General features: G+C 69.9%; 18 protein-coding genes. 7 read left to right on the plus strand and 11 right to left on the minus strand.

Annotated elements, in window-relative coordinates:
* The first annotated feature begins 347 nt into the window (after positions 1-347).
* The 4 genes from leuD to MFF30_RS14040 all read left to right on the plus strand — a co-directional run bounded on the left by leuD (position 348) and on the right by MFF30_RS14040 (position 3,761).
* Positions 348-950: a 3-isopropylmalate dehydratase small subunit gene (gene leuD / locus MFF30_RS14025; RefSeq protein ID WP_238280015.1), complete on the plus strand. Its 603-nt coding sequence runs from the start codon at positions 348-350 to the stop codon at positions 948-950.
* Positions 951-1,280: 330 nt separating this feature from the next.
* Complete coding sequence (locus tag MFF30_RS14030; protein WP_238280044.1) at positions 1,281-2,441, plus strand: lytic murein transglycosylase; 1,161 nt, start codon at positions 1,281-1,283, stop codon at positions 2,439-2,441.
* Entirely contained in the window at positions 2,438-2,824 is a 387-nt protein-coding gene (locus MFF30_RS14035; protein ID WP_238280016.1) for a RidA family protein, read from the plus strand. The genes MFF30_RS14030 and MFF30_RS14035 overlap by 4 nt, the downstream gene beginning before the upstream one ends.
* A gap of 13 nt (positions 2,825-2,837) precedes the next feature.
* A complete protein-coding gene (locus MFF30_RS14040) occupies positions 2,838-3,761 on the plus strand; it encodes an NAD-dependent epimerase/dehydratase family protein (RefSeq protein ID WP_238280017.1) in 924 nt (307 codons plus the stop codon).
* Positions 3,762-3,811: 50 nt separating this feature from the next.
* Here the strand turns inward: MFF30_RS14040 and MFF30_RS14045 are convergent, their stop codons facing one another.
* The 4 genes from MFF30_RS14045 to MFF30_RS14060 form a co-directional block, all read right to left on the minus strand.
* Positions 3,812-4,231: a PepSY domain-containing protein gene (locus MFF30_RS14045; protein ID WP_238280018.1), complete on the minus strand. Its 420-nt coding sequence runs from the start codon at positions 4,229-4,231 to the stop codon at positions 3,812-3,814.
* 26 nt (positions 4,232-4,257) lie between these two features.
* A complete protein-coding gene (locus MFF30_RS14050) occupies positions 4,258-5,100 on the minus strand; it encodes a DUF1206 domain-containing protein (protein WP_238280019.1) in 843 nt (280 codons plus the stop codon).
* Positions 5,101-5,121: 21 nt separating this feature from the next.
* Positions 5,122-5,466 carry a hypothetical protein gene (locus MFF30_RS14055; protein ID WP_238280020.1) on the minus strand — a complete coding sequence of 115 codons (345 nt, stop codon included), beginning with the start codon at positions 5,464-5,466 and terminating at the stop codon, positions 5,122-5,124.
* Positions 5,467-5,670: 204 nt separating this feature from the next.
* A complete protein-coding gene (locus MFF30_RS14060; protein WP_238280021.1) occupies positions 5,671-7,116 on the minus strand; it encodes a homospermidine synthase in 1,446 nt (481 codons plus the stop codon).
* A gap of 346 nt (positions 7,117-7,462) precedes the next feature.
* Between MFF30_RS14060 and MFF30_RS14065 the strand changes: the two genes are divergently transcribed.
* Positions 7,463-7,639 (plus strand): hypothetical protein, encoded by a 177-nt coding sequence (locus tag MFF30_RS14065; protein WP_238280022.1) that lies wholly within the window; start codon positions 7,463-7,465, stop codon positions 7,637-7,639.
* A 24-nt stretch (positions 7,640-7,663) separates the two neighbouring features.
* On the opposite strand, the gene MFF30_RS14070 is transcribed toward MFF30_RS14065, so the two are convergent.
* On the minus strand, positions 7,664-8,236 hold the full coding sequence (locus MFF30_RS14070; protein ID WP_238280023.1) for a GNAT family N-acetyltransferase: 573 nt from the start codon (positions 8,234-8,236) through the stop codon (positions 7,664-7,666).
* 138 nt (positions 8,237-8,374) lie between these two features.
* Positions 8,375-9,541, minus strand: coding sequence for a type III PLP-dependent enzyme (locus MFF30_RS14075; RefSeq protein ID WP_238280024.1), 1,167 nt, complete (start codon positions 9,539-9,541; stop codon positions 8,375-8,377).
* Positions 9,542-10,201: 660 nt separating this feature from the next.
* Between MFF30_RS14075 and MFF30_RS14080 the strand changes: the two genes are divergently transcribed.
* The gene (locus MFF30_RS14080) at positions 10,202-11,770 is read left to right on the plus strand and encodes an OpgD/OpgG family glucan biosynthesis protein (RefSeq protein WP_238280025.1); all 1,569 of its coding nucleotides are present in this window, start codon (positions 10,202-10,204) and stop codon (positions 11,768-11,770) included.
* Positions 11,767-12,261 (plus strand): GNAT family N-acetyltransferase, encoded by a 495-nt coding sequence (locus tag MFF30_RS14085; protein WP_238280026.1) that lies wholly within the window; start codon positions 11,767-11,769, stop codon positions 12,259-12,261. Before MFF30_RS14080 ends, MFF30_RS14085 begins: the two co-directional genes overlap by 4 nt.
* Before the next feature lie 48 nt (positions 12,262-12,309).
* On the opposite strand, the gene MFF30_RS14090 is transcribed toward MFF30_RS14085, so the two are convergent.
* The 5 genes from MFF30_RS14090 to MFF30_RS14110 are packed head-to-tail and all read right to left on the minus strand — an operon-like array spanning position 12,310 to position 17,954.
* Positions 12,310-13,485, minus strand: coding sequence for a CynX/NimT family MFS transporter (locus MFF30_RS14090; protein WP_238280027.1), 1,176 nt, complete (start codon positions 13,483-13,485; stop codon positions 12,310-12,312).
* Entirely contained in the window at positions 13,482-15,158 is a 1,677-nt protein-coding gene (gene lnt / locus MFF30_RS14095) for an apolipoprotein N-acyltransferase (RefSeq protein WP_238280028.1), read from the minus strand. Before lnt ends, MFF30_RS14090 begins: the two co-directional genes overlap by 4 nt.
* 10 nt (positions 15,159-15,168) lie before the next feature.
* Positions 15,169-16,278, minus strand: a complete 1,110-nt coding sequence (locus MFF30_RS14100) for a hemolysin family protein (protein ID WP_238280029.1) — start codon at positions 16,276-16,278, stop codon at positions 15,169-15,171.
* A 45-nt stretch (positions 16,279-16,323) separates the two neighbouring features.
* Positions 16,324-16,833, minus strand: a complete 510-nt coding sequence (gene ybeY / locus MFF30_RS14105; protein WP_238280030.1) for an rRNA maturation RNase YbeY — start codon at positions 16,831-16,833, stop codon at positions 16,324-16,326.
* Positions 16,830-17,954, minus strand: coding sequence for a PhoH family protein (locus MFF30_RS14110; protein ID WP_373320903.1), 1,125 nt, complete (start codon positions 17,952-17,954; stop codon positions 16,830-16,832). The genes ybeY and MFF30_RS14110 overlap by 4 nt, the downstream gene beginning before the upstream one ends.
* Between the last annotated feature and the right edge of the window lie 74 nt (positions 17,955-18,028).

Consider the following 18,028-nt stretch of genomic DNA (forward strand, 5'->3'; position numbering starts at 1 on the left):
TACGCAAAACACCTGCCCTCCGAAAAGGGCAGGTGTTTTGCGTATTCCTCGCGCTCTTCTTTCTGCTTGATGAGATCCGCGTAGGCTTGGCGCATCTCCGGCGACACCGTCACCGAGCGGGCCTTCTCCTTCTTGCGCTTGGGCGCCTTCTTGAACTGGTTCGTGGTCTCGGCCATCGCTGCCCCCGTACGTCCGCTCCGATGAGCATAGGCGCGTTGCGCGACGATCGCGAGACGAGGATCTCCGTCTTTCGGTAGCGCCCCCCGACTGTTAGATGTCGCCTCAAGCGCCCCCACCCATCCCCGGACGGGCCGGGCGCGCATCGCGAGACCACGGCGACCGGCATCATGGAAAAGTTCACCACCCTGGAGGGCGTCGCGGCGCCCATGCGGATCATCAACGTCGACACCGACCGGATCATCCCGAAGCAGTATCTCAAGACGATCAAGCGCACCGGCCTCGGCAAGGGCCTGTTCTCCGAGATGCGCTACCATGACGACGGCTCGGAGAACCCCGATTTCGTCCTCAACAAGCCGGCCTACCGCAACGCCCGTATCCTCGTCGTCGGCGACAATTTCGGATGCGGCTCGTCCCGCGAGCACGCGCCCTGGGCGCTCACGGATTTCGGCATCCGCTGCGTGATCTCCACGAGCTTCGCCGACATCTTCTTCAACAACTGCGCCAAGAACGGCATCCTGGCGATCACGGTCTCGCCCGAGGATCTGGAGAAGTTGTTCGAGGATGCCGAGCGCGGCTCGAACGCCACCCTGTCGGTGGACCTCGAAGCCCAGACCATCAAGGGTCCGGACGGCGGCACCCTGCACTTCGACATCGATCCGGGCCGCAAGGAGAGCCTCCTCAACGGCCTCGACGAGATCGGCCTGACTCTGATGCGGGCCCCCAAGATCGATGCCTACGAGCAGAAGCTCGCCGCGCGCGGCTTCGCCTGACCGCCGCCAGCCTCGGACGGACCCGTGACGGGGCCCTCCCCCGCCTTGCGGCCGGGCGATGGCATAGGCCGACGCATCGTCATTCCGGGTCGCCACGGGCGATCCCGGAATCCAGAGCGGCCGACCGTGTGAGATCCAACACCATCTGAAGGTCCCCCCGCCTCCGGCCGATAGGGGCGAGGCGGGCAGCTCCGATCATTTCGCCCCACGCTCAACCGTTCGTTAACCCTGGTATAGCCTGAATCGGCGCTCACATTCCTGGCGAACGCATTGGCGGAGATCACGATGGCATTCGGCCGACCGGGCAAGACGGCGACCCTCTCCCTCGGGATGGCCGCGACCCTCCTGACGCTCTCCGCTCCGGCCCGCGCCGATTTCCAGGACTGCCTCGCAGGGCTACAGGCTCAAGCCGCAGCGCAGGGCATCTCCGCCCAGACCTTCCGGTCCGCGACGGCCGGCATCGCCTACGACGAGAAGGTGATCGAACTCTCCCAGGCCCAGCCTGAGTTCAAGACCCCGATCTGGGACTACATGGCCGCCCTCGTGGACGAGGAGCGGGTGGACGACGGCAAGGCCGCCATGCGCCAGCATGCGCAGGCGCTCGCCAATGCCGAGGCCCGCTACGGCGTCGACCGCCACACCATCGCGGCGGTCTGGGGCGTCGAATCAAACTTCGGCAAGAACCTCGGCAAGATGCCGCTGGTGCAATCCTTCGCCACCCTGATCTGCGCCAATCATCGCCGGAAGGACTTCTTCAAGGGCGAGCTGATGGCCACCCTGAAGATCATCGAGCGCGGCGACATCGACCCGTCCCGCCTCAACGGCTCGTGGGCCGGCGCCTTCGGGCAGACCCAGTTCATGCCGACCACCTACCAGCGCCTCGCCGTCGACGGCGACGGCGACGGCCGCCGCGACCTCGTCGATTCGGTTCCCGACGCGGTGGCCTCCACGGCCAACTTCCTGCGGGTGGCCAAGTGGAACAACGGCCAGCCCTGGGGCTACGAAGTCAAGGTCCCGCGCGGCTTTCCGGCGGGGTCCGCCGGGCGCAAGAACAAGAAGGCGATCGCCCATTGGGCCTCGCTCGGCGTCACGCGCATCGACGGCCGTCCACTGTCGGGCGAGGGACCGGTCGGCATCCTGCTGCCCGCCGGTGTCGACGGCCCGGCCTTCCTGGTGACGAAGAACTTCGACGCGCTCTACTCCTACAACGCTGCGGAATCCTACGGTCTCGCCATCGCGGTCCTGTCCGACCGCCTGCGCGGGCGCGGCGGCATCCAGGCCGAGTGGCCCACCGACGATCCGCCGCTGTCACGGGCCGAGCGCCGCGACCTCCAGGCGCGCCTGACCAAGCGCGGCTTCGATGTCGGCGAGCCGGACGGCAAGGTCGGTTCGAAGACGCGCGATGCGATCAAGGAGGTCGAGCGCAGCCTCGGCATGCCGGCGACCGGGCGCCCCGGCGCGAAGGTGCTCGAAGCGCTTCGGCGCGGATGAGCGAACGGCGGCTCATCGGTTCCGGGTCGCCCTTCGAGGCGGCCTACGGATATTCCCGCGCCGTGGTGCAGGACGGCTTCGTCTTCGTCGCCGGCACCACCGGCTACGACTACGCCGCGATGACCCTGCCGGATTCTGTTGTCGACCAGACGGAGGCCTGCTGGCGCACCATCGCGGCGGTCCTGGCGGAGGCCGGCGCCTCCCTCGGCGACATCGTGCGGGCGACCTATTACGTCACGGACCGCTCCGAGGCCGATGCGATCCTGGGGGTCTGCGGGCGCGTGCTCGGCGCGATCAGGCCGGCCGCCACCATCGTCATCGTCGCGGGCCTGTTGCGCCCCGAAATGAAGGTGGAGATCGAGGTCACCGCGAAGCGATCATAGGGAGGGCTCAGGCTTGGCCGCACGCCTCATCGCACTGACGGGGGCCACGGGCTTCATCGGGCGCCATCTCCTGCGCAGCCTGTCGGAGCGGGGCTACCGGGTGCGCGTCCTGCTGCGGCGTCCGGTGGAGGTGCCGGAGGGCGCCAGCAGCGCCGTCGTCGGCGACCTGACCCGACCGATGAACATGGCGGCGGCACTGGCAGGCGTCGATGCCGTGGTGCACTCCGCCGGCCTCGCCCAGACGATGTCGGGCACGCCCGAGGACGATTTCCGATCCTCGAACACCGAAGCGACCCTGCGCCTCGCGGAAGCCGCCGCGCGGGCGCGCGTACAACGCTTCGTCTTCCTGTCCTCGGTCCGCGCGCAGACCGGGATCTCGGCGCCGGGTATCGTCACGGAGACCGACTCGCCCGCTCCGACCGACGCCTACGGCCGATCAAAGCTCGCGGCCGAGGAAGCCCTCGCCGGAACCGGGCTGGACTGGATCGCCCTACGCCCGGTCTTGGTCTACGGCGCCGGCGTCAGGGGCAACATCGCCACCCTGATGCGGCTGGCGCGCACCACCGCACCCCTGCCGTTCGGACGCCTCGACGCCCGGCGCTCCCTCGTCTCCGTGGAGAGTCTCGCCGAGGCGGTGGTCACGGTGCTGGAGGCCCCGGATCCCTTGCGTCGTCCGCTCATCGTGTCCGAGCCCGAAGCGCTGAGCGTGGCGGAGATGATCGGCGCGCTTCGTGCCGGTCTCGGGCGATCACCCGGCGTGATCCCGGTGCCGGCTCCGCTTCTCGCCCTCGCCTGCCGCCTCGCCGGTCGGGAGGCATCCTATGCTCGGCTGTCGAGCAGCCTCGTCGCACGCACCGATGGCTTGAGCGCGCTGGGCTGGCTCCCGGCCGCATCGTCCCGCGAGGGGCTGATGCGGTTCGCACGCAGCCAGTCATGAAAAAGGCCCGGCTGGGGGCCGGGCCACCGTGACGTCGGGGCGATCTCGCCTCAGCGACGAACGTCGATCACGTCGCCGGAGCGGCTGTCGATCACGACGCTGATGTCGTCGCCACGCCGGTCCGAGCCGCGCACGATCAGGCGGGGGCCACGACGATCGACACCGTCCACATCCACGAGGCCCTCGCGGCGGGCGATGCGGGCCGCTTCGCCGCGCGTGAGTTCGCTGCGGGGCGGACCGCGGTCGTCGTAACCGCGACGGTAACCGGGATCGACCTGGACGCCGCCGGGACCGATCGAAATGCCCTGCGCGTTGGCGGATCCGCCGGCGAGGCCGAGGCTCAGCGCCATCAGGCTGCCGGCGAGAATGGTCGTACGAAACTGCACTGGGACGTTCCCCCTCTTGTCGGGTTCGTGGCGGCGGCGTGTGGCCGGCGCACCAAGATCCGTGTCCAGGGCCTCAATCGCCAAATGTGGGGATTGGTTCCTGACGAGCTTCAGGTGACCGACCGGAAGGCCGCCGCGACGGCATCGTCGGTCTGGTCGATATCCGGTGCATCGATGTGCCTGAAGCGTGCCTGGATCAGGCCGAACGCACCGAAGGCGAAGTGACCCGCCGCCACGACGGCCAGAAGGATCCAGCCATAGGGCTGGGCACGCAGGGCCGCGAAGGCTCCCGCCAGCCCCCTCACCTCGGAGGAGGCCTGATACCAGGCTGCCGCGATGAAGAAGCCGCCGATGATCAGGAAGGCGATGCCGCGCGCGGCGTAGCCGAACTGACCGATCGGCTTGGCCCAGCGGCAATGGTCGGCATCGAGCTTCAAACGGTCGGTGACATCGCCCTTGAAGGCCTTGATCAGGAAGGCGATGCCGCCGCCGATGACCGCGAGCCCGATCAGCGCCACGAGCCACAGGCCGAAGGGCTTTCCCAGGAGCCAGGCCGTCCAGTCCTGCGCGGCATCGCCGCCGGCGCCGCTCAGACCGAGGGCGAGGCTGCCGGCCGTGATCGCGAGACCGGTGTAGATGGCGGCGCTGAGGAGATGAGCGGCCCGCACCACGAGCCCCTTGAGGGCGGTTCCGCGCCGGTCGGCGTCGGTGACGCTCTCGATGAAGCGCCAGACGGCGAACCCCAGCAATCCGACGGCGATCAACCCGACCAGGACGGCGCCGAACGGACCCGCCAGCACCCAGCGGATCGCGCTCTCGCTGTCGCCCGCCCGGCCACCCTGTCCGATCGCGGCGAGGAGCGCGAGACCACCGACGAGGCAGTACACGATGCCGCGCGCGCCATAGCCGAACCGGGCCACGCGCTCGATCGTGTTATGTCCGAGCTTGAACAAGGCGTTTCCTGAGTCCGGGGTTTATCCGTCCGAGGAACGCGCAGCCTTGCCGGATAGTGCCACGTAAAATCCGAGCCCGTCGCCGCCCGGCAGGGTCTGCAGGCGATCGACCAACCCCTTGCGCTTGGCGTCGAGAAGCAGCCGGCCAATCGGCTGGAACAGCGTCTCACCGCCCCCCTCGGGCGGCGGGTCGAGGCGGATCGCCACCGTCTTGCCCTTTCCGAAGCGGCTGCGTTCCAGCATGTCGGCGAGCGAGGCTTCCGCCGTCGGTCTGTTCGATCCACGCAGGTCGAGCACCGATTCGGCGTCGGTGACGCCGAGGGAGCCGCGCAACTTGGCGGCATAGAAATCTTCGAAATGGGGCACCGGGCGGCTCAGTCCTGGCTGGAGACGAAGATGGTACAGCGCCGGAAAGCGCGGCACCCATCGTAGACGTCGCCCAGGCACCCCGACAACGGGTGTCGGGGGCATGGGTGATCGCTTGGCCGGGACAGAGGGACACGGGGCCTCCGTCCGGCGACTCGCGCCGATGACGGAGGCCCCGCGCGTTACGCGGGGCTCGGCCGGGCCTCAGCCGTGGACGAGGACGTTGCGGAACTGCCAGGGATCGCTGGCGTCGATGTCCTCGGGGAAGAGGCCCGGGCGGCCGGTTAGCGGGGTCCAGTCGGTGTAGACGCCGATGACGGGGCCGAGATACGGCGTCTGCACCTCGAGGCAGCGGCGGAAATCCATCTCGTCGGCCTCGACGATGCCGGCCTCCGGGTTTTCCAAGGCCCAGACCATGCCGGCGAGCACGGCGGAGGTCACCTGCAGGCCGGTGGCGTTCTGGTAGGGGGCGATGCGGCGGGTCTCCTCGATGGAGAGCTGCGAGCCGTACCAGTACGCGTTCTTGGCGTGGCCGTAGAGGAGCACGCCGAGTTCGTCGATGCCGTCCACGATCTCGGTCTCGTCGAGGATGTGGTGCTGCTCCTGCACCTTGCCGCCATTGCCGAACATCTCGTGCAGCGACAGCACCGCTTCGTTGGCCGGATGGTAGGCATAGTGGCAGGTCGGGCGGTAGGCGGCGCGCTCGCCCTCCAGCACGGTGTAGTAGTCCGAGATCGACACGGCCTCGTTGTGGGTCACGAGGAAGCCGAACTGTGACTGGGCGGTGGGCGTCCAGGAGCGCACGCGGGTGTCGGCGCCGGGCTGGAGCAGGTAGATCGCGCATCGCGACCCCTTCTCCTGCTCCCGGCCGTTCTCGGGCATCCAGGTTTCGTGGGTGCCCCAGCCGAGCTCGGCCGGCTGATTGCCCTCGGACACGAAGCCCTCAACCGACCAGGTGTTGACGAAGACGCCCATGGGCTTGGCCGACTTGGCGCGTTGCGTGTCGCGCTCGGCGATGTGGACGCCCTTGACGCCGACTTCGCGCATGAGCGCGGCCCAGCCGGCGCGGTCCTTCGGCTCGGGGGTCTGCAGGCCGAGGTCACCGGCGATGTTCAGGAGCGCCTGCTTGACGAACCACGAGACCATGCCGGGATTCGCACCACAGCAGGAGACGGCGGTGGTGCCGCCGGGCGAGGCGGTGCGGGCGTCCAGGATCTCCTGGCGGAGCGCGTAGTTGGTGCGGTCGCCCTGGCTCTTGTTCTTGTCGAAGTAGAAGCCCGGCCAGGGCTCGGCCACGGTGTCGATGTAGAAGGCGCCCAGTTCGCGGCAGAGTTCCATGATCGCCCGCGACGAGGTGTCGACCGAGAGGTTGACGCAGAACCCCTGGCCGCCGCCCTCGGTGAGCAGGGGCGTCAGCACATCGCGATAATTCTCCTTGGTCAGCGCAACCTGCTCGAAGCGCAGGCCGTGCTGCTCGGCGAGCGACCGATGCGCGTCGGAGGGCTCGATGACCGTGAAGCGGGCCTTGTCGTAGGCGAAGTGCCGCTCGATCAGCGGAAGCGTGCCGCGTCCGATGGAGCCGAAGCCGATCATCACGATGGGGCCGGTGATGCGGCCGTGGACGGGCCAGGAGGGTGCGGCTTCGGTCATGGGCGGGAAGATCCTTCTCATACGCGTGTCTTGCGCGACTCTTGCGCGTGCTTTGGGTCGCCGCGTCGCGACCGCATGCCTTAGGCGCCGGAAATGACGAACAAGCGACGGGCTCAGTGACGTTTGCGGCCGCGCCGGTCAACCGCGCCGGTCAACCGCGCAAGGAAACCGGCGTTCGGGAAACCCGCGTTTCGGAAGGGTTACGGCGCGCATGCCCTGAGCGCAGGGCGTCATCCCACCCAAACACATTGCGGGCATCCGGGGCTACACCGATATTGCACTGCAACAAAACAAGAGCGACCCGACCCGAGGAAGCGTCCGGACCCCTACGCCACGGACCTCTGCCATGCTCGCACTCATTACCTCGCGCCTTGCCGCCCCCGTCGACGAGCCCGTCGACCGCGATCCCGGCATCATCACCCTGGCGGCCTCGCTGCTCCGCGCCGTCAGCCGCCGCCACGATGCCGCCTTCCAGCGCCGCTGCGACCTTGCCGCCAAGGCGGACCATCACACCAACGTCTAAGCCGGTTACGCGCCGGACCGAGCGTCAGGCGACCCGTCGTCGGGACGCCGCGCCGGTCTCGACGAGGGTCTCCAGAACGATCGGCGTGGGTGCCGCCTGGTCCCAGGCACCCGCCGCGCGCACGATGCCGCGCGCGCCGGAGAGAGTCTCCGGGCGCAGTTCCAGCCCGAGGAAGCGCTCGCGCTCGAACGGACCGGGCATGAACAGCCCCTCCGCGAGCCCGGCCGAGAAGCCGAAGCGCGCGTAGTAGGGCGCATCCCCCATCAGCAGCACCGCGCCGTGGCCGAGGACATCCGCCCTGCGCAGGGCGGCCCGCATCAAGATCGAGCCGAGGCCGAGCCCCTGGATCGCCGGATCGACCGCCAGCGGCCCGAGCAGCAGCGCGGGCCGGCGCGGACCCGCCTCCACGTGCCAGAGACGACAGGTGCCGACGACACGGCCCACCTGCTCGGCGATCAACGCGAGGCCTTCGGCGGGAAGCCGGCCCTCGCGCAGACGCTCGGACGTCTTCAGTCGACGCGCTTCACCGAAGCAGGCATCGAGAAGGTGTTCGCGGGCGACGACGTCACCGGCCACTTCATCACGGATCTGGACCAAGGCCGCACCCTTCCCGAACGTTGGGCAGGCGACGAGACGATCCGTGCAGGCGGGCTGCACGGGGCGGGTGTTGGGGCTACGATGCCGGACGCCCTCCTTCGAGAGCACCCGGCCGTCGCGTCATGACCTTGAAGAGGTTTAGATGACGTATTGCTGAAGGGGCGGGAAGCCGTTGAACGCCACCGCCGCGTAGGTGGTGGTGTAGGCGCCGGCGCCCTCGATCAGCACCTTGTCGCCGATGGAGAGCGACACGGGCAGCGGATAAGGCACCTTCTCGTAGAGCACATCGGCCGAATCGCAGGTCGGACCGGCGAGCACGCAGGGGGCCATGCGGTCTTCGTCGTGCTCGGTGCGGATCGCGTAGCGGATCGACTCGTCCATGGTCTCGGCGAGACCTCCGAACTTGCCGATGTCGAGGTAGACCCAGCGCACCTCGTCCTCTGCGTCCGACTTGCGCGAGACCAGCACCACCTCGGCCTCGATCATGCCGGCATTGCCGACCATGCCGCGGCCCGGCTCGATGATGGTCTCGGGCATGCGGTTGCCGAAATGCTTGGTCAGCGCGCGGAAGATCGCGTCGCCGTACGATTCCACGCCCGGCACCGCCTTGAGGTACTTGGTCGGGAAGCCACCGCCGAGATTGACCATCTGGAGGCTGATGCCGCGCTGGGCGCATTCCGCGAAGATCATGGCGGCGGAGGCGAGTGCGCCGTCCCAGGCGCCGGTATTGCCCTGCTGCGAACCGACATGGAACGAGACGCCGTAGGCGGTCAGGCCCTGGCGGTAAGCATGCTCCAGCACGTCGACCGCCATCTCGGGCACGCAGCCGAACTTGCGCGAGAGCGGCCATTCGGCACCGGCCCCGTCGCAGAGGATGCGGCAGAACACCTGAACGTCACCGGCCTCGACCCCGGCGGCCTCGGCGGCGCGGGCGATCTTCTCGACCTCGGCCTCGCAATCGACGGCGAACAGGCGCACGCCGAGCTTGAGGGCGCGGGTGATGCAGCGCTCCTTCTTGATGGTGTTGCCGAAGGAGACGCGGTCGGCGGTGGCGCCGGCGGCCAGCGCCATCTCGACCTCGACCACCGAAGCGGTGTCGAAGCACGAGCCCATCTCGGCGAGGAGACGCAGCACCTCCGGCGCCGGGTTCGCCTTTACGGCGTAGAAGACGCGGGTGTCGGGGAGCGCACGGGCGAAGGCCGTGTAGTTGTCCCGCACGACCTCGAGGTCGAGCACCATCACCGGGCCCTCGTCTTGGCCCATATCGCGGCGTGCGCGCAGGAAATCGCGGATACGATCGGTCATGGTCGTTCCAACCCACAGGTTCGCGAGCGCCCTCACGCGGGGCGCGCTGTCGAATGTCTGGACGACGTGAGCCGTCCGGCGTCTGGGGGCGCTGCGACGCGTCGCGCGGCGTGCTTTGGAGACACGACGTCGAACGCGGGCGCGAGAGCACCCGGAAGCTGCCTTGGATTGGAAGGGAGATCCCCACCGCACGCCGGGCAAAGAGAAACAAGCCTCTTCGGTGCCGGCCTTTGGAGGGCCGACGAGACCAAAAAAGCCCGTTCGTCGTTGCTTTAAGCTGCGTCCCCCGTGGAGAGCGGGGTTCGCCGGTTTCGCCTCCGGCTGCCGGTTGTTGTCGGGGTCCGGTGTTGCCACCTGGATGCCGGCCGGAGGGAATCCACCCTGTCGACCATCGATCCTTTAAGACCCCTGGCGGCTGTCCGGCAGTTGGCCGGATGCCCACCAACCGACACGCGGCCACAGGCACGTGCGAAATTGGGCAAGGCGGATATACGGTCAGGGTATTCCGGCGACAAGGGAAAATCGTGTTTTTCGGGTGCGATATCCCCGCACGGTCCGGCATGTTGCACAAACGTCGCGCCGGGCCCGGGACGCCCCTTCCCAACGGCCGGCGAACCGGCCATCAAGCGCACGGTTTCCAGGGTAGGTGGTCCGAGGCGCATGACAGAACTCAACCGGCGCAACCTCGTCCAGGTCCTGGCGGGCGTCGCCCTCCTCGGCGGCCCCTACGCGGCGGAGGCGCAGGAGGGACGGCCCACCACACCGTTCGGCTTCGCCGACGTGGAGCGCCGGGCCCGGGATCTGGCGAAGGTCGCATACGACCCGCGCGTTCCGGCGCTGCCGGCGCCGATCGCCAAGCTCGACTACGACGCCTGGCGGGACATCCGCTTCAAACCCGACAAGGCGTTCCTCGGGGAGGGAAGCCCGTTCCGGCTCCAGCTCTTCCACCTCGGCTTTCTCTATACGCGCCCGGTGACGGTGAACCTCGTGCGCGGCGGCGTGGCGACGCCGATCGCCTATCAGGCGAGCCTCTACGACATGGGGCGCACCAAGCTCGACAAGGCGCTGCCGGTCGATCTCGGCTTCGCGGGCCTGCGAATCCACGCACCGCTGAACAAGCCGAACCTTCTCGACGAACTCATCGTCTTCCTGGGGGCGAGCTACTACCGCTTCCTCGGCCGCGACCAGCTCTACGGCCTCTCGGCCCGGGGACTCGCCGTCAATGTCGAGGGCCAGGGCGGCCCGGAGGAGTTTCCGGTCTTCCGGGAGTTCTGGGTCGGCGTGCCGGAGAAGACCGACGCCGCCCTGGTGATCCACGCACTCCTCGACGGTCCCTCGCTCACCGGCGCCTACCAGTTCACGGTGATGCCGGGCGACGAGACCAGCGTGGCGGTGCGCGCGACCTTGATCCCCCGCGTCGACCTCGCGACCGTGGGCCTCGCCCCCCTGACCTCGATGTTCTTCATCGGCGAGAACGACCGCCGCCACACCGACGATTACCGGCCGGAACTGCACGATTCGGACGGGCTCCAGATGGCGGCGGGCAGCGGCGAATGGCTCTGGCGGCCCCTGCACAACCCGCGCGAGCGGCGCATCTCCTCCTTCGCCGACCGTGACCCGAAGGGGTTCGGCCTGATGCAGCGCGACCGCCTTTTCGAAGCCTACCAGGACCTCGAGGCGTCCTACGACCGCCGGCCCGGCTACTTCGTGGAGCCTGACGGCGCCTGGGGCGAGGGCGCGGTGATGCTGATGGAGCTGCCCACCGACACCGAGACCAACGACAACGTGGTCGCGTGCTGGCGCCCGACGAGCGCCTATCCGGCAGGCACGCCGGTCTCCCTGTCCTACCGGGTCCGCGCGGTCGGCGGCGCGGTGCTCCATCCCGGGGGGCGCGTGGTGAACACCTTCAGCGTTGCCCCGTTGGCGAGCGGCACCGCCAAGGCCGAGGAGGCGAAGGGCGGCCTGACCCGGCGCTTCCTGGTGGATTTCGCCGGCGGCGACCTCGATTATTTCCGGGCCGACCCGAGCCGGGTGGAGGTGGTGGCCAGCACCTCGTCCGGACGAATCACCGCGACCTCGGTGGCGCCGAACCCGCACGTCCGGGGTCTGCGCGCGGCCCTAGACGTGACCCTGGAAGCGCCAGGCCAGTCGACCGACCTGCGCCTCTTCCTGCGCGCCTCCGGCCGCGCCCTCTCCGAGACCTGGGTCTACCCCTGGACCACCCCGTGAGCGCGACCTCGATCAGCCCCGATCCGGCGCCGGTTGTGGAAATCCGTCCGGCGACGCTGGCCGACCTCGATGCGCTCGTCGCCCTCGAACATGCCGCTTTCGTCGGTGACCGGGCCGAGCGACGGGCGATCCGCCACGCGATCCGTTCGGTGAGCATGTCGCTGCTCGTGGCGATCACCAGCGACGAAGCGGGCCAGGCGACCCTGGTGGGCTCCGCCACCCTGGAGCGCCGGCGCGGCAGCCGCGCGGCGCGCCTGTCGTCCATCGCGGTCTCGCCGGCCCGGTCGGGCCTCGGCCTCGGCAGCCTCGTCCTCGACGCCGCCGAGGCCGAGGCCCGCGCCCATGGCTGCACCCGCCTGCGCCTCGAAGTCCGCGCCGACAACGGCGCCGGCATCCGCCTCTACGAGCGGCGCGGCTACAGCCGCTTCGCCGTCATCCCGGATTACTACGAGGACGGGATGGAGGCCTGGCGCTACGTGAAGACGCTCTGATCCGGTTCCGGGCCGGTCCACCGGCTCGGCTTGCCCGAACCCCGTCCCTCAGGCCTTGCCCACGTAGCGGTCGCGGCCCGCCCCCAGGCTGCACAGGAACGCGCCGGTCGCGATGGTGCAGAACAGCACTGTCGAGGCGGCCCAGGTGCCCGTGAGGTCGTGGGCCAAGCCGAAGCTCAGGGGACCGAGGGAGGCCACGGTGTAGCCGACACTCTGCGACATCGCCGCGAGGTTCCCCGCCGCGCCGGGATCGCGGGCGCGCAGAACGATGATCGTCAGGCCGAGGCCGAACAGGCCGCCGAGGCCGGCGCCGAGCGCCATGCCGATCGGGAGCGCCCAGGCGAGCGGGCCGTAGACGAGGGCGACCAGCGACAGGATGCAGAGGCCGAGCAGGCCGGCGGCGAAGCCACGCTGGTCGCGGACGCGTGCCGCGAAGGACGGCACCAGAAGGGCCGCCGGGGCCTGCCCGATGCTCATGAGCGAGGACACGAAGCCGGCGTCTACTGCGCTCAGACCTCGGTCGTGCAGCACCAGGGGCAGCCAGCCGAACATGATGTAGGCCAGAGACGATTGCAGGCCCATGAAGCCCGTGACCTGCCAGGCCAGCGGATCACGCCACAGGCTTCGGGGCCGCGCCGCGCCGGCCACGGTCTCCCGCGCCTTGGCGAACGGCAGCCAAGCCAGCGTCGCCAGCACGGCCGGGGCGGCCCACAGCGCGAGAGCCGTGGGCCAGCCGCCGAGCCGGTCGGCGAGGGGCACGGACAAGCCGGCGCCCGCGGCCGCCCCCAGACAGAGCACCATGGTGTAGAGGCCGGTGACCACGCCGGTCTGGCCAGGGAAGTCGCGCTTGACGAGACCGGGCAGCAGCACCCCGGAGAGGCCGATGCCGAAGGCCGCCAGGCAGGCACCGGCGAAGAGCGGCGGCGTGCCGCCGAGGCCCCGCAGGCCCGAGCCGAGGGCGACGATCGCCACCGAGAGGAGCACGCCGCGATCGGGGCCGAGGCGCCGGATAACCCAGGGCCCGAGGGTGCAGGCCAGCCCGATGCAGAGCACCGGCAGGGTGGTGAGAAAGGCAACGCCCGCAGCGCTGAGTTCCGTCTCGGCGCGAATGCGCTCCAGGAGCGGCCCCACCGTGGTCAGGGCCGGGCGCATGTTGAAGGCGACCAGCATGATGCCGAGGCCGAGGAGGATCGGCCGGCGCGTCTGCGAGGGTACGGAGTTCACGCGTTTCGCCGCCGTGCCGCGAGGGTCCAAAGCAATGCGCCCGCCCAGGCCAGGGCGAAGGGAAGGTCTCCGAAGCGCGCGTAGGGCGTCCGCCCCGGGATGCGCGCCGGCAGGCCCGCATCAAGCACCCCCTCGACGCCGAGCGGCAGGCTCGCGGTGACGCGACCATACGGGTCCACCACGGCGGAGATGCCGGTATTGGCGTCGCGCACCAGGGGCAGGCCCTCCTCGATGGCGCGCAGCCGCGCCTGCGCGAGGTGCTGGCGCGGCCCCGGCGTATCGCCGAACCAGGCGTCGTTGGTGAGGTTGAGGATCAGCCCCGGCACCGGCGGCGGCCCGCTCGGCGTCGGGCCCGGCACGATGGCGCCGGGGAAGATCGCCTCGTAGCAGATCGTGGCCGCGATCGGCGGCAGTCCCGGCACCGTCATGATGCGCTGGGTCTCGCGGTTGCCCGCCGTGAACCCGCCCGGAATAGACACGAACTGGCGGATGCGCAGCGCCCGCAGGGTCGCGTCGAGGGGACCCGGAAGATACTCGCCGAAGGGCACGAGGTGGACCTTGTCGTAGACGTCGCCGAGCTTCGGCCCGGCCGTGATGGTCAGGATGCTGTTGAAGAAGCGCGGCGCCTCCCCCGGCACCGGCGTTTCCATGCGCGCCGCCCCGGTGATGAGCTGCTTGCCCGCCGGAAAGGCCGCGGCGATCCGGGCCAGGGATTCGGGATCGCGCTGAATCAGGAACGGGAAGGCCGATTCCGGCCAGATCACGTGGGTCACATCGGCGATGCCGGTGCGGTCCGGCGCGGCGGCGCGGTCGCTCAGTTCGAGGTAGCGATCGAGGATGTCCTGCCGGTTCTCGGGGCGGAACTTCGCGTCCTGATTGAGGTTCGGCTGCACGAGCCGCAGGCGCACCCCCGCCACGTTCGGCGTCGCACCGGCCGGCAGGCGCCAAGCCCCCAGACCGGTCAGCGCCGCGAGGGCCAGGGCGGCGAGGACGACGGGGCCGTAGCGGCCCCGTGTGGTGTCGGCCACCGCGAGCGTCGCGGGCGCGGCCGCGATGACGATCGCCAGGAGGGTGAGGCCGTAAAGTCCGAACAAAGCCGCCCCCTGCATCGGCCAGAGATTCTGGCCGAGCGCCATACCGAGGGTGTTCCAGGGAAAGCCGGTGAACAGGTGTCCGCGCAGCCACTCGCAGGCAGAGAGACCGACGCCGAGGGCGAGGATGCGGGTGGCACCCCGCGTCCAGAGAATTCGCGCCAGGGCGAATCCGGCCGCGTAGAACAGCGCAAGCACCGCTGGCAGTCCGAGGACGCCGAGGGGCAGAGCCCACAGGAACTCGTCCGCCTCCACGAGGAAGGCCGAGCCGAGCCACCACAAGCCGGCGGTGAGGTAGCCGAAGCCCCAGGCCCAGCCGATCAGCGCGGCGGCGCCGACCGCACCGCGGTTCCCGCGCCGGCCGGTGGCTGCGCCGTCGAGCAGCCAGACCGCGACGCCGAGGGAGACCACGAGGGCGGGGAACAGGCCGAAGGGGGGCATCGCCAAGGCGCCGAGGGCGCCGGCCGCCATCGCCACGGCGATGCGCCGCCAGCCGGCGGTGAGCATTACCCACTGAGCGAGAACCGCGAGCGGCCCCGTCACGGGACCGCGCGCGGCGCGGTCCGCGAGGGTCTGGGTCATCGTGGGTCCGTCAAGGCGCGGGGGCTTCGGCGGAGGGGGTCGGCGGGGGCAGCGCCAAGGGCACCACGGCGGTGATGCGGGCATCCCCGCGCTGCAGACGCAGGCGCTTTACCCGGCGCGGATCGGCGTCGAGCACCTCGAATTCGAGGTTGCCCGGTCCGCTGATGAGTTCGCCGCGCGACGGTACACGGCCTGCCAGGGTCACGATAAGGCCGCCGATCGTGTCGATCTCCTCGGCCATCTCACCCACCGCCGCCACGAGGTCGACCCCGCTCGCCGCCGAGACCTCGGCAAGGCCCGCACGGGCATCGGCGACGAACACCTCGCCCTCGCCCTCGACCCGCTGGACCAGATGGCCTTCGGCCACGTCGTGCTCATCCTCGATATCGCCCACCACCATCTCGACGAGGTCCTCGATCGAGATGAGCCCGTCGGTACCGCCGTACTCGTCGATGACGAGGGCCATGTGGGTGCGCGTCGCCTGCATGCGCACAAGGAGATCGATCGCCGGCATGGAAGGCGGCACGAACAGCACCGGCCGCTGGATGCGCGCCGCCGCGAGGGTGGCGGAGAGGTCGACATGGGCGAGATTGAGGCTGCGCAGCGCCCGGGCGCCCCGGCGTGCCCGCGTCGGGGCCGGTGCCGAAGGGGGCGCCTCGCCCTCCCCGGCTGCCCCGACGCGGCGGGCGCCGGCCTCGGCGCGGGCGGCGATGTGATCGACGAAGTCACGGATGTGGACCATGCCGCGCGGGTCGTCGAGGGTCTCGCCGTAGACGGGTAGCCGCGAATGGCCAGCGGTGCGGAACAGCCGCATCAGGTCACCGAGGCTGGTGTCCATCGAGACGGCGACGATGTCGGCGCGCGGGATCATGACGTCGTCGACCCGCACCTTGTGCAGGCCGAGGACGTTCTTGAGCATGGCGCGCTCGAGGGGCGAGAAGGCGTTCTCGCCGGTATCGGGCTCGGCCAGCGCTCCCTCGATGTCGTCGCGCAGCGAATCGCGCGGTCGCAGATGGAAGACGTGCAGGAGGCGGTCGTACCAGGGCTCGCGGGCCTGGGGCTCACCGTCACCGGAACTGAGCGCGGCCTGGGCCGCGCCGCGACTTCGATCGTTCGTCATGTCTCTCTGATCTGGGAATCGGAATGGGGTCGCCGCTCGGCCGGCTCAGGCCTCGGCCGCGTAGGGGTCGGGCACGCCGAGGGTCCGGAGAGCCTCGATTTCGAGCGCCTCCATCGCGTCGGCCTCGGCGTCGCCGGTCTCGTGGTCCTGGCCGAGAAGGTGAAGGGTGCCATGGACAAGGAGATGCGCGAGATGATCACTGAGCGGCTTCGACTGCTCGGCACTCTCGCGCAGCATTGTGTCATACGCAAGAACGACATCGCCGAGCGGCCGGGCCATGCCGGGCTGAAGCGGCTGCTCGGCCGCCGGAAACGACAGCACGTTCGTGGGCTTGTCCTTGCCGCGCCAAGTTCGGTTGAGGTCCTGGACGGTGGCGTCGTCCGCGAGGAGCACGCTGACTTCGAGCGCCCCCCGAGGCGAATCCGGCGCCACGGCGAGCCCCGCCTCAACGGCGCGAATCACGAAAGCCTCGAGGTCCGGCGCCACGCCCTCCCAGCGCGGATCATCGATCGCCACGTCGATCTCGGCCTCGGCCGCCCGCACCGGGGCGCTCACGACAGGGGCCTGCGCCGGGGCGGCGGGCCGCGGTCCGCATCGGGCTCCCCGTGCGAGGCCGCCTCGTAGGCGGTGACGATGCGGCGCACGAGATCGTGGCGCACCACGTCCACGTCGCGGAAGGTGACGCGGCCGATGCCCTCGACCCCATCGAGGACGCGCACGGCCTCGACCAGCCCGGATTTCTGGCCGGGCGGCAGATCGATCTGGCTCGGATCGCCCGTGATGATCATGCGGGAGTTCTCGCCCAGCCGGGTGAGGAACATCTTCATCTGCATCGAGGTCGTGTTCTGGGCCTCGTCGAGCAACACCACGGCATTGGTGAGCGTACGCCCGCGCATGAAGGCGAGCGGGGCGATCTCGATGATCCCGGTCTGGAGGCTGCGGTCGACGTGGCGCGATTCCATGAAGTCGTAGAGCGCGTCGTAGATCGGGCGCAGGTAGGGATCGACCTTCTCGCGCATGTCGCCGGGCAGGAAGCCGAGGCGCTCGCCGGCCTCCACGGCGGGGCGTGACAGGATCAAGCGCTCCACGTGGCCCTGCTCCAGCAGGGAAACCGCGTGACCGACCGCAAGCCAGGTCTTGCCGGTGCCGGCCGGGCCTTCGGCGAAGACGAGCTCGTGGCTGCGCAGGGCCTTGATGTAGGAATCCTGCGCCGCGTTCCGGGCTCGCACGGCTCCGCGCTTGCGAGTGGCGATCTGGTCGAATACCGCCCGGTCCGGTTCTGCGCTGACCTCGGCGGCCGGGAACAGGTTGCCCTGCTGCGTCGTCTCCTGGATCGCCCCGTCGACATCGCCGAGGGTGAGGGGCAGACCGCTCGCCCGCACCCGCGCATAGAGGCGCTCGAAGACCTTGCGGGCCTTCTCCGCCGCCTCGACGCCACCCTTGACCACGAGGTGGTTGCCCAGAGCCGTGGCGGTGACGCCGAGGCGCCGCTCGATATGGGCGACGTTCTGGTCGTACTGCCCGAAGACCAGGCTGGCGAGGCGGTTGTCGTCGAAGGTGAGGGAGACCTCCTCGGTCTCGATCAGCCCCCCGGCGCGCGCCGCCGGGCCGCGCCCGCGCAAGGGCCCGCCGCGTCCACTCGACCCTTCAGATCCCGGCACGCCATTGTCCTTCATTCGCTCATCACGCTCGCGGCCGGTACGCGGCCTGCGCCCGGTGAAGGTGCTGAGATCGGAATTCGTTGCGCGCC

It is taken from the genome of Methylobacterium goesingense (assembly GCF_022179225.1).
In the GTDB taxonomy this organism is placed as follows: Bacteria; Pseudomonadota; Alphaproteobacteria; order Rhizobiales; family Beijerinckiaceae; genus Methylobacterium; species Methylobacterium goesingense.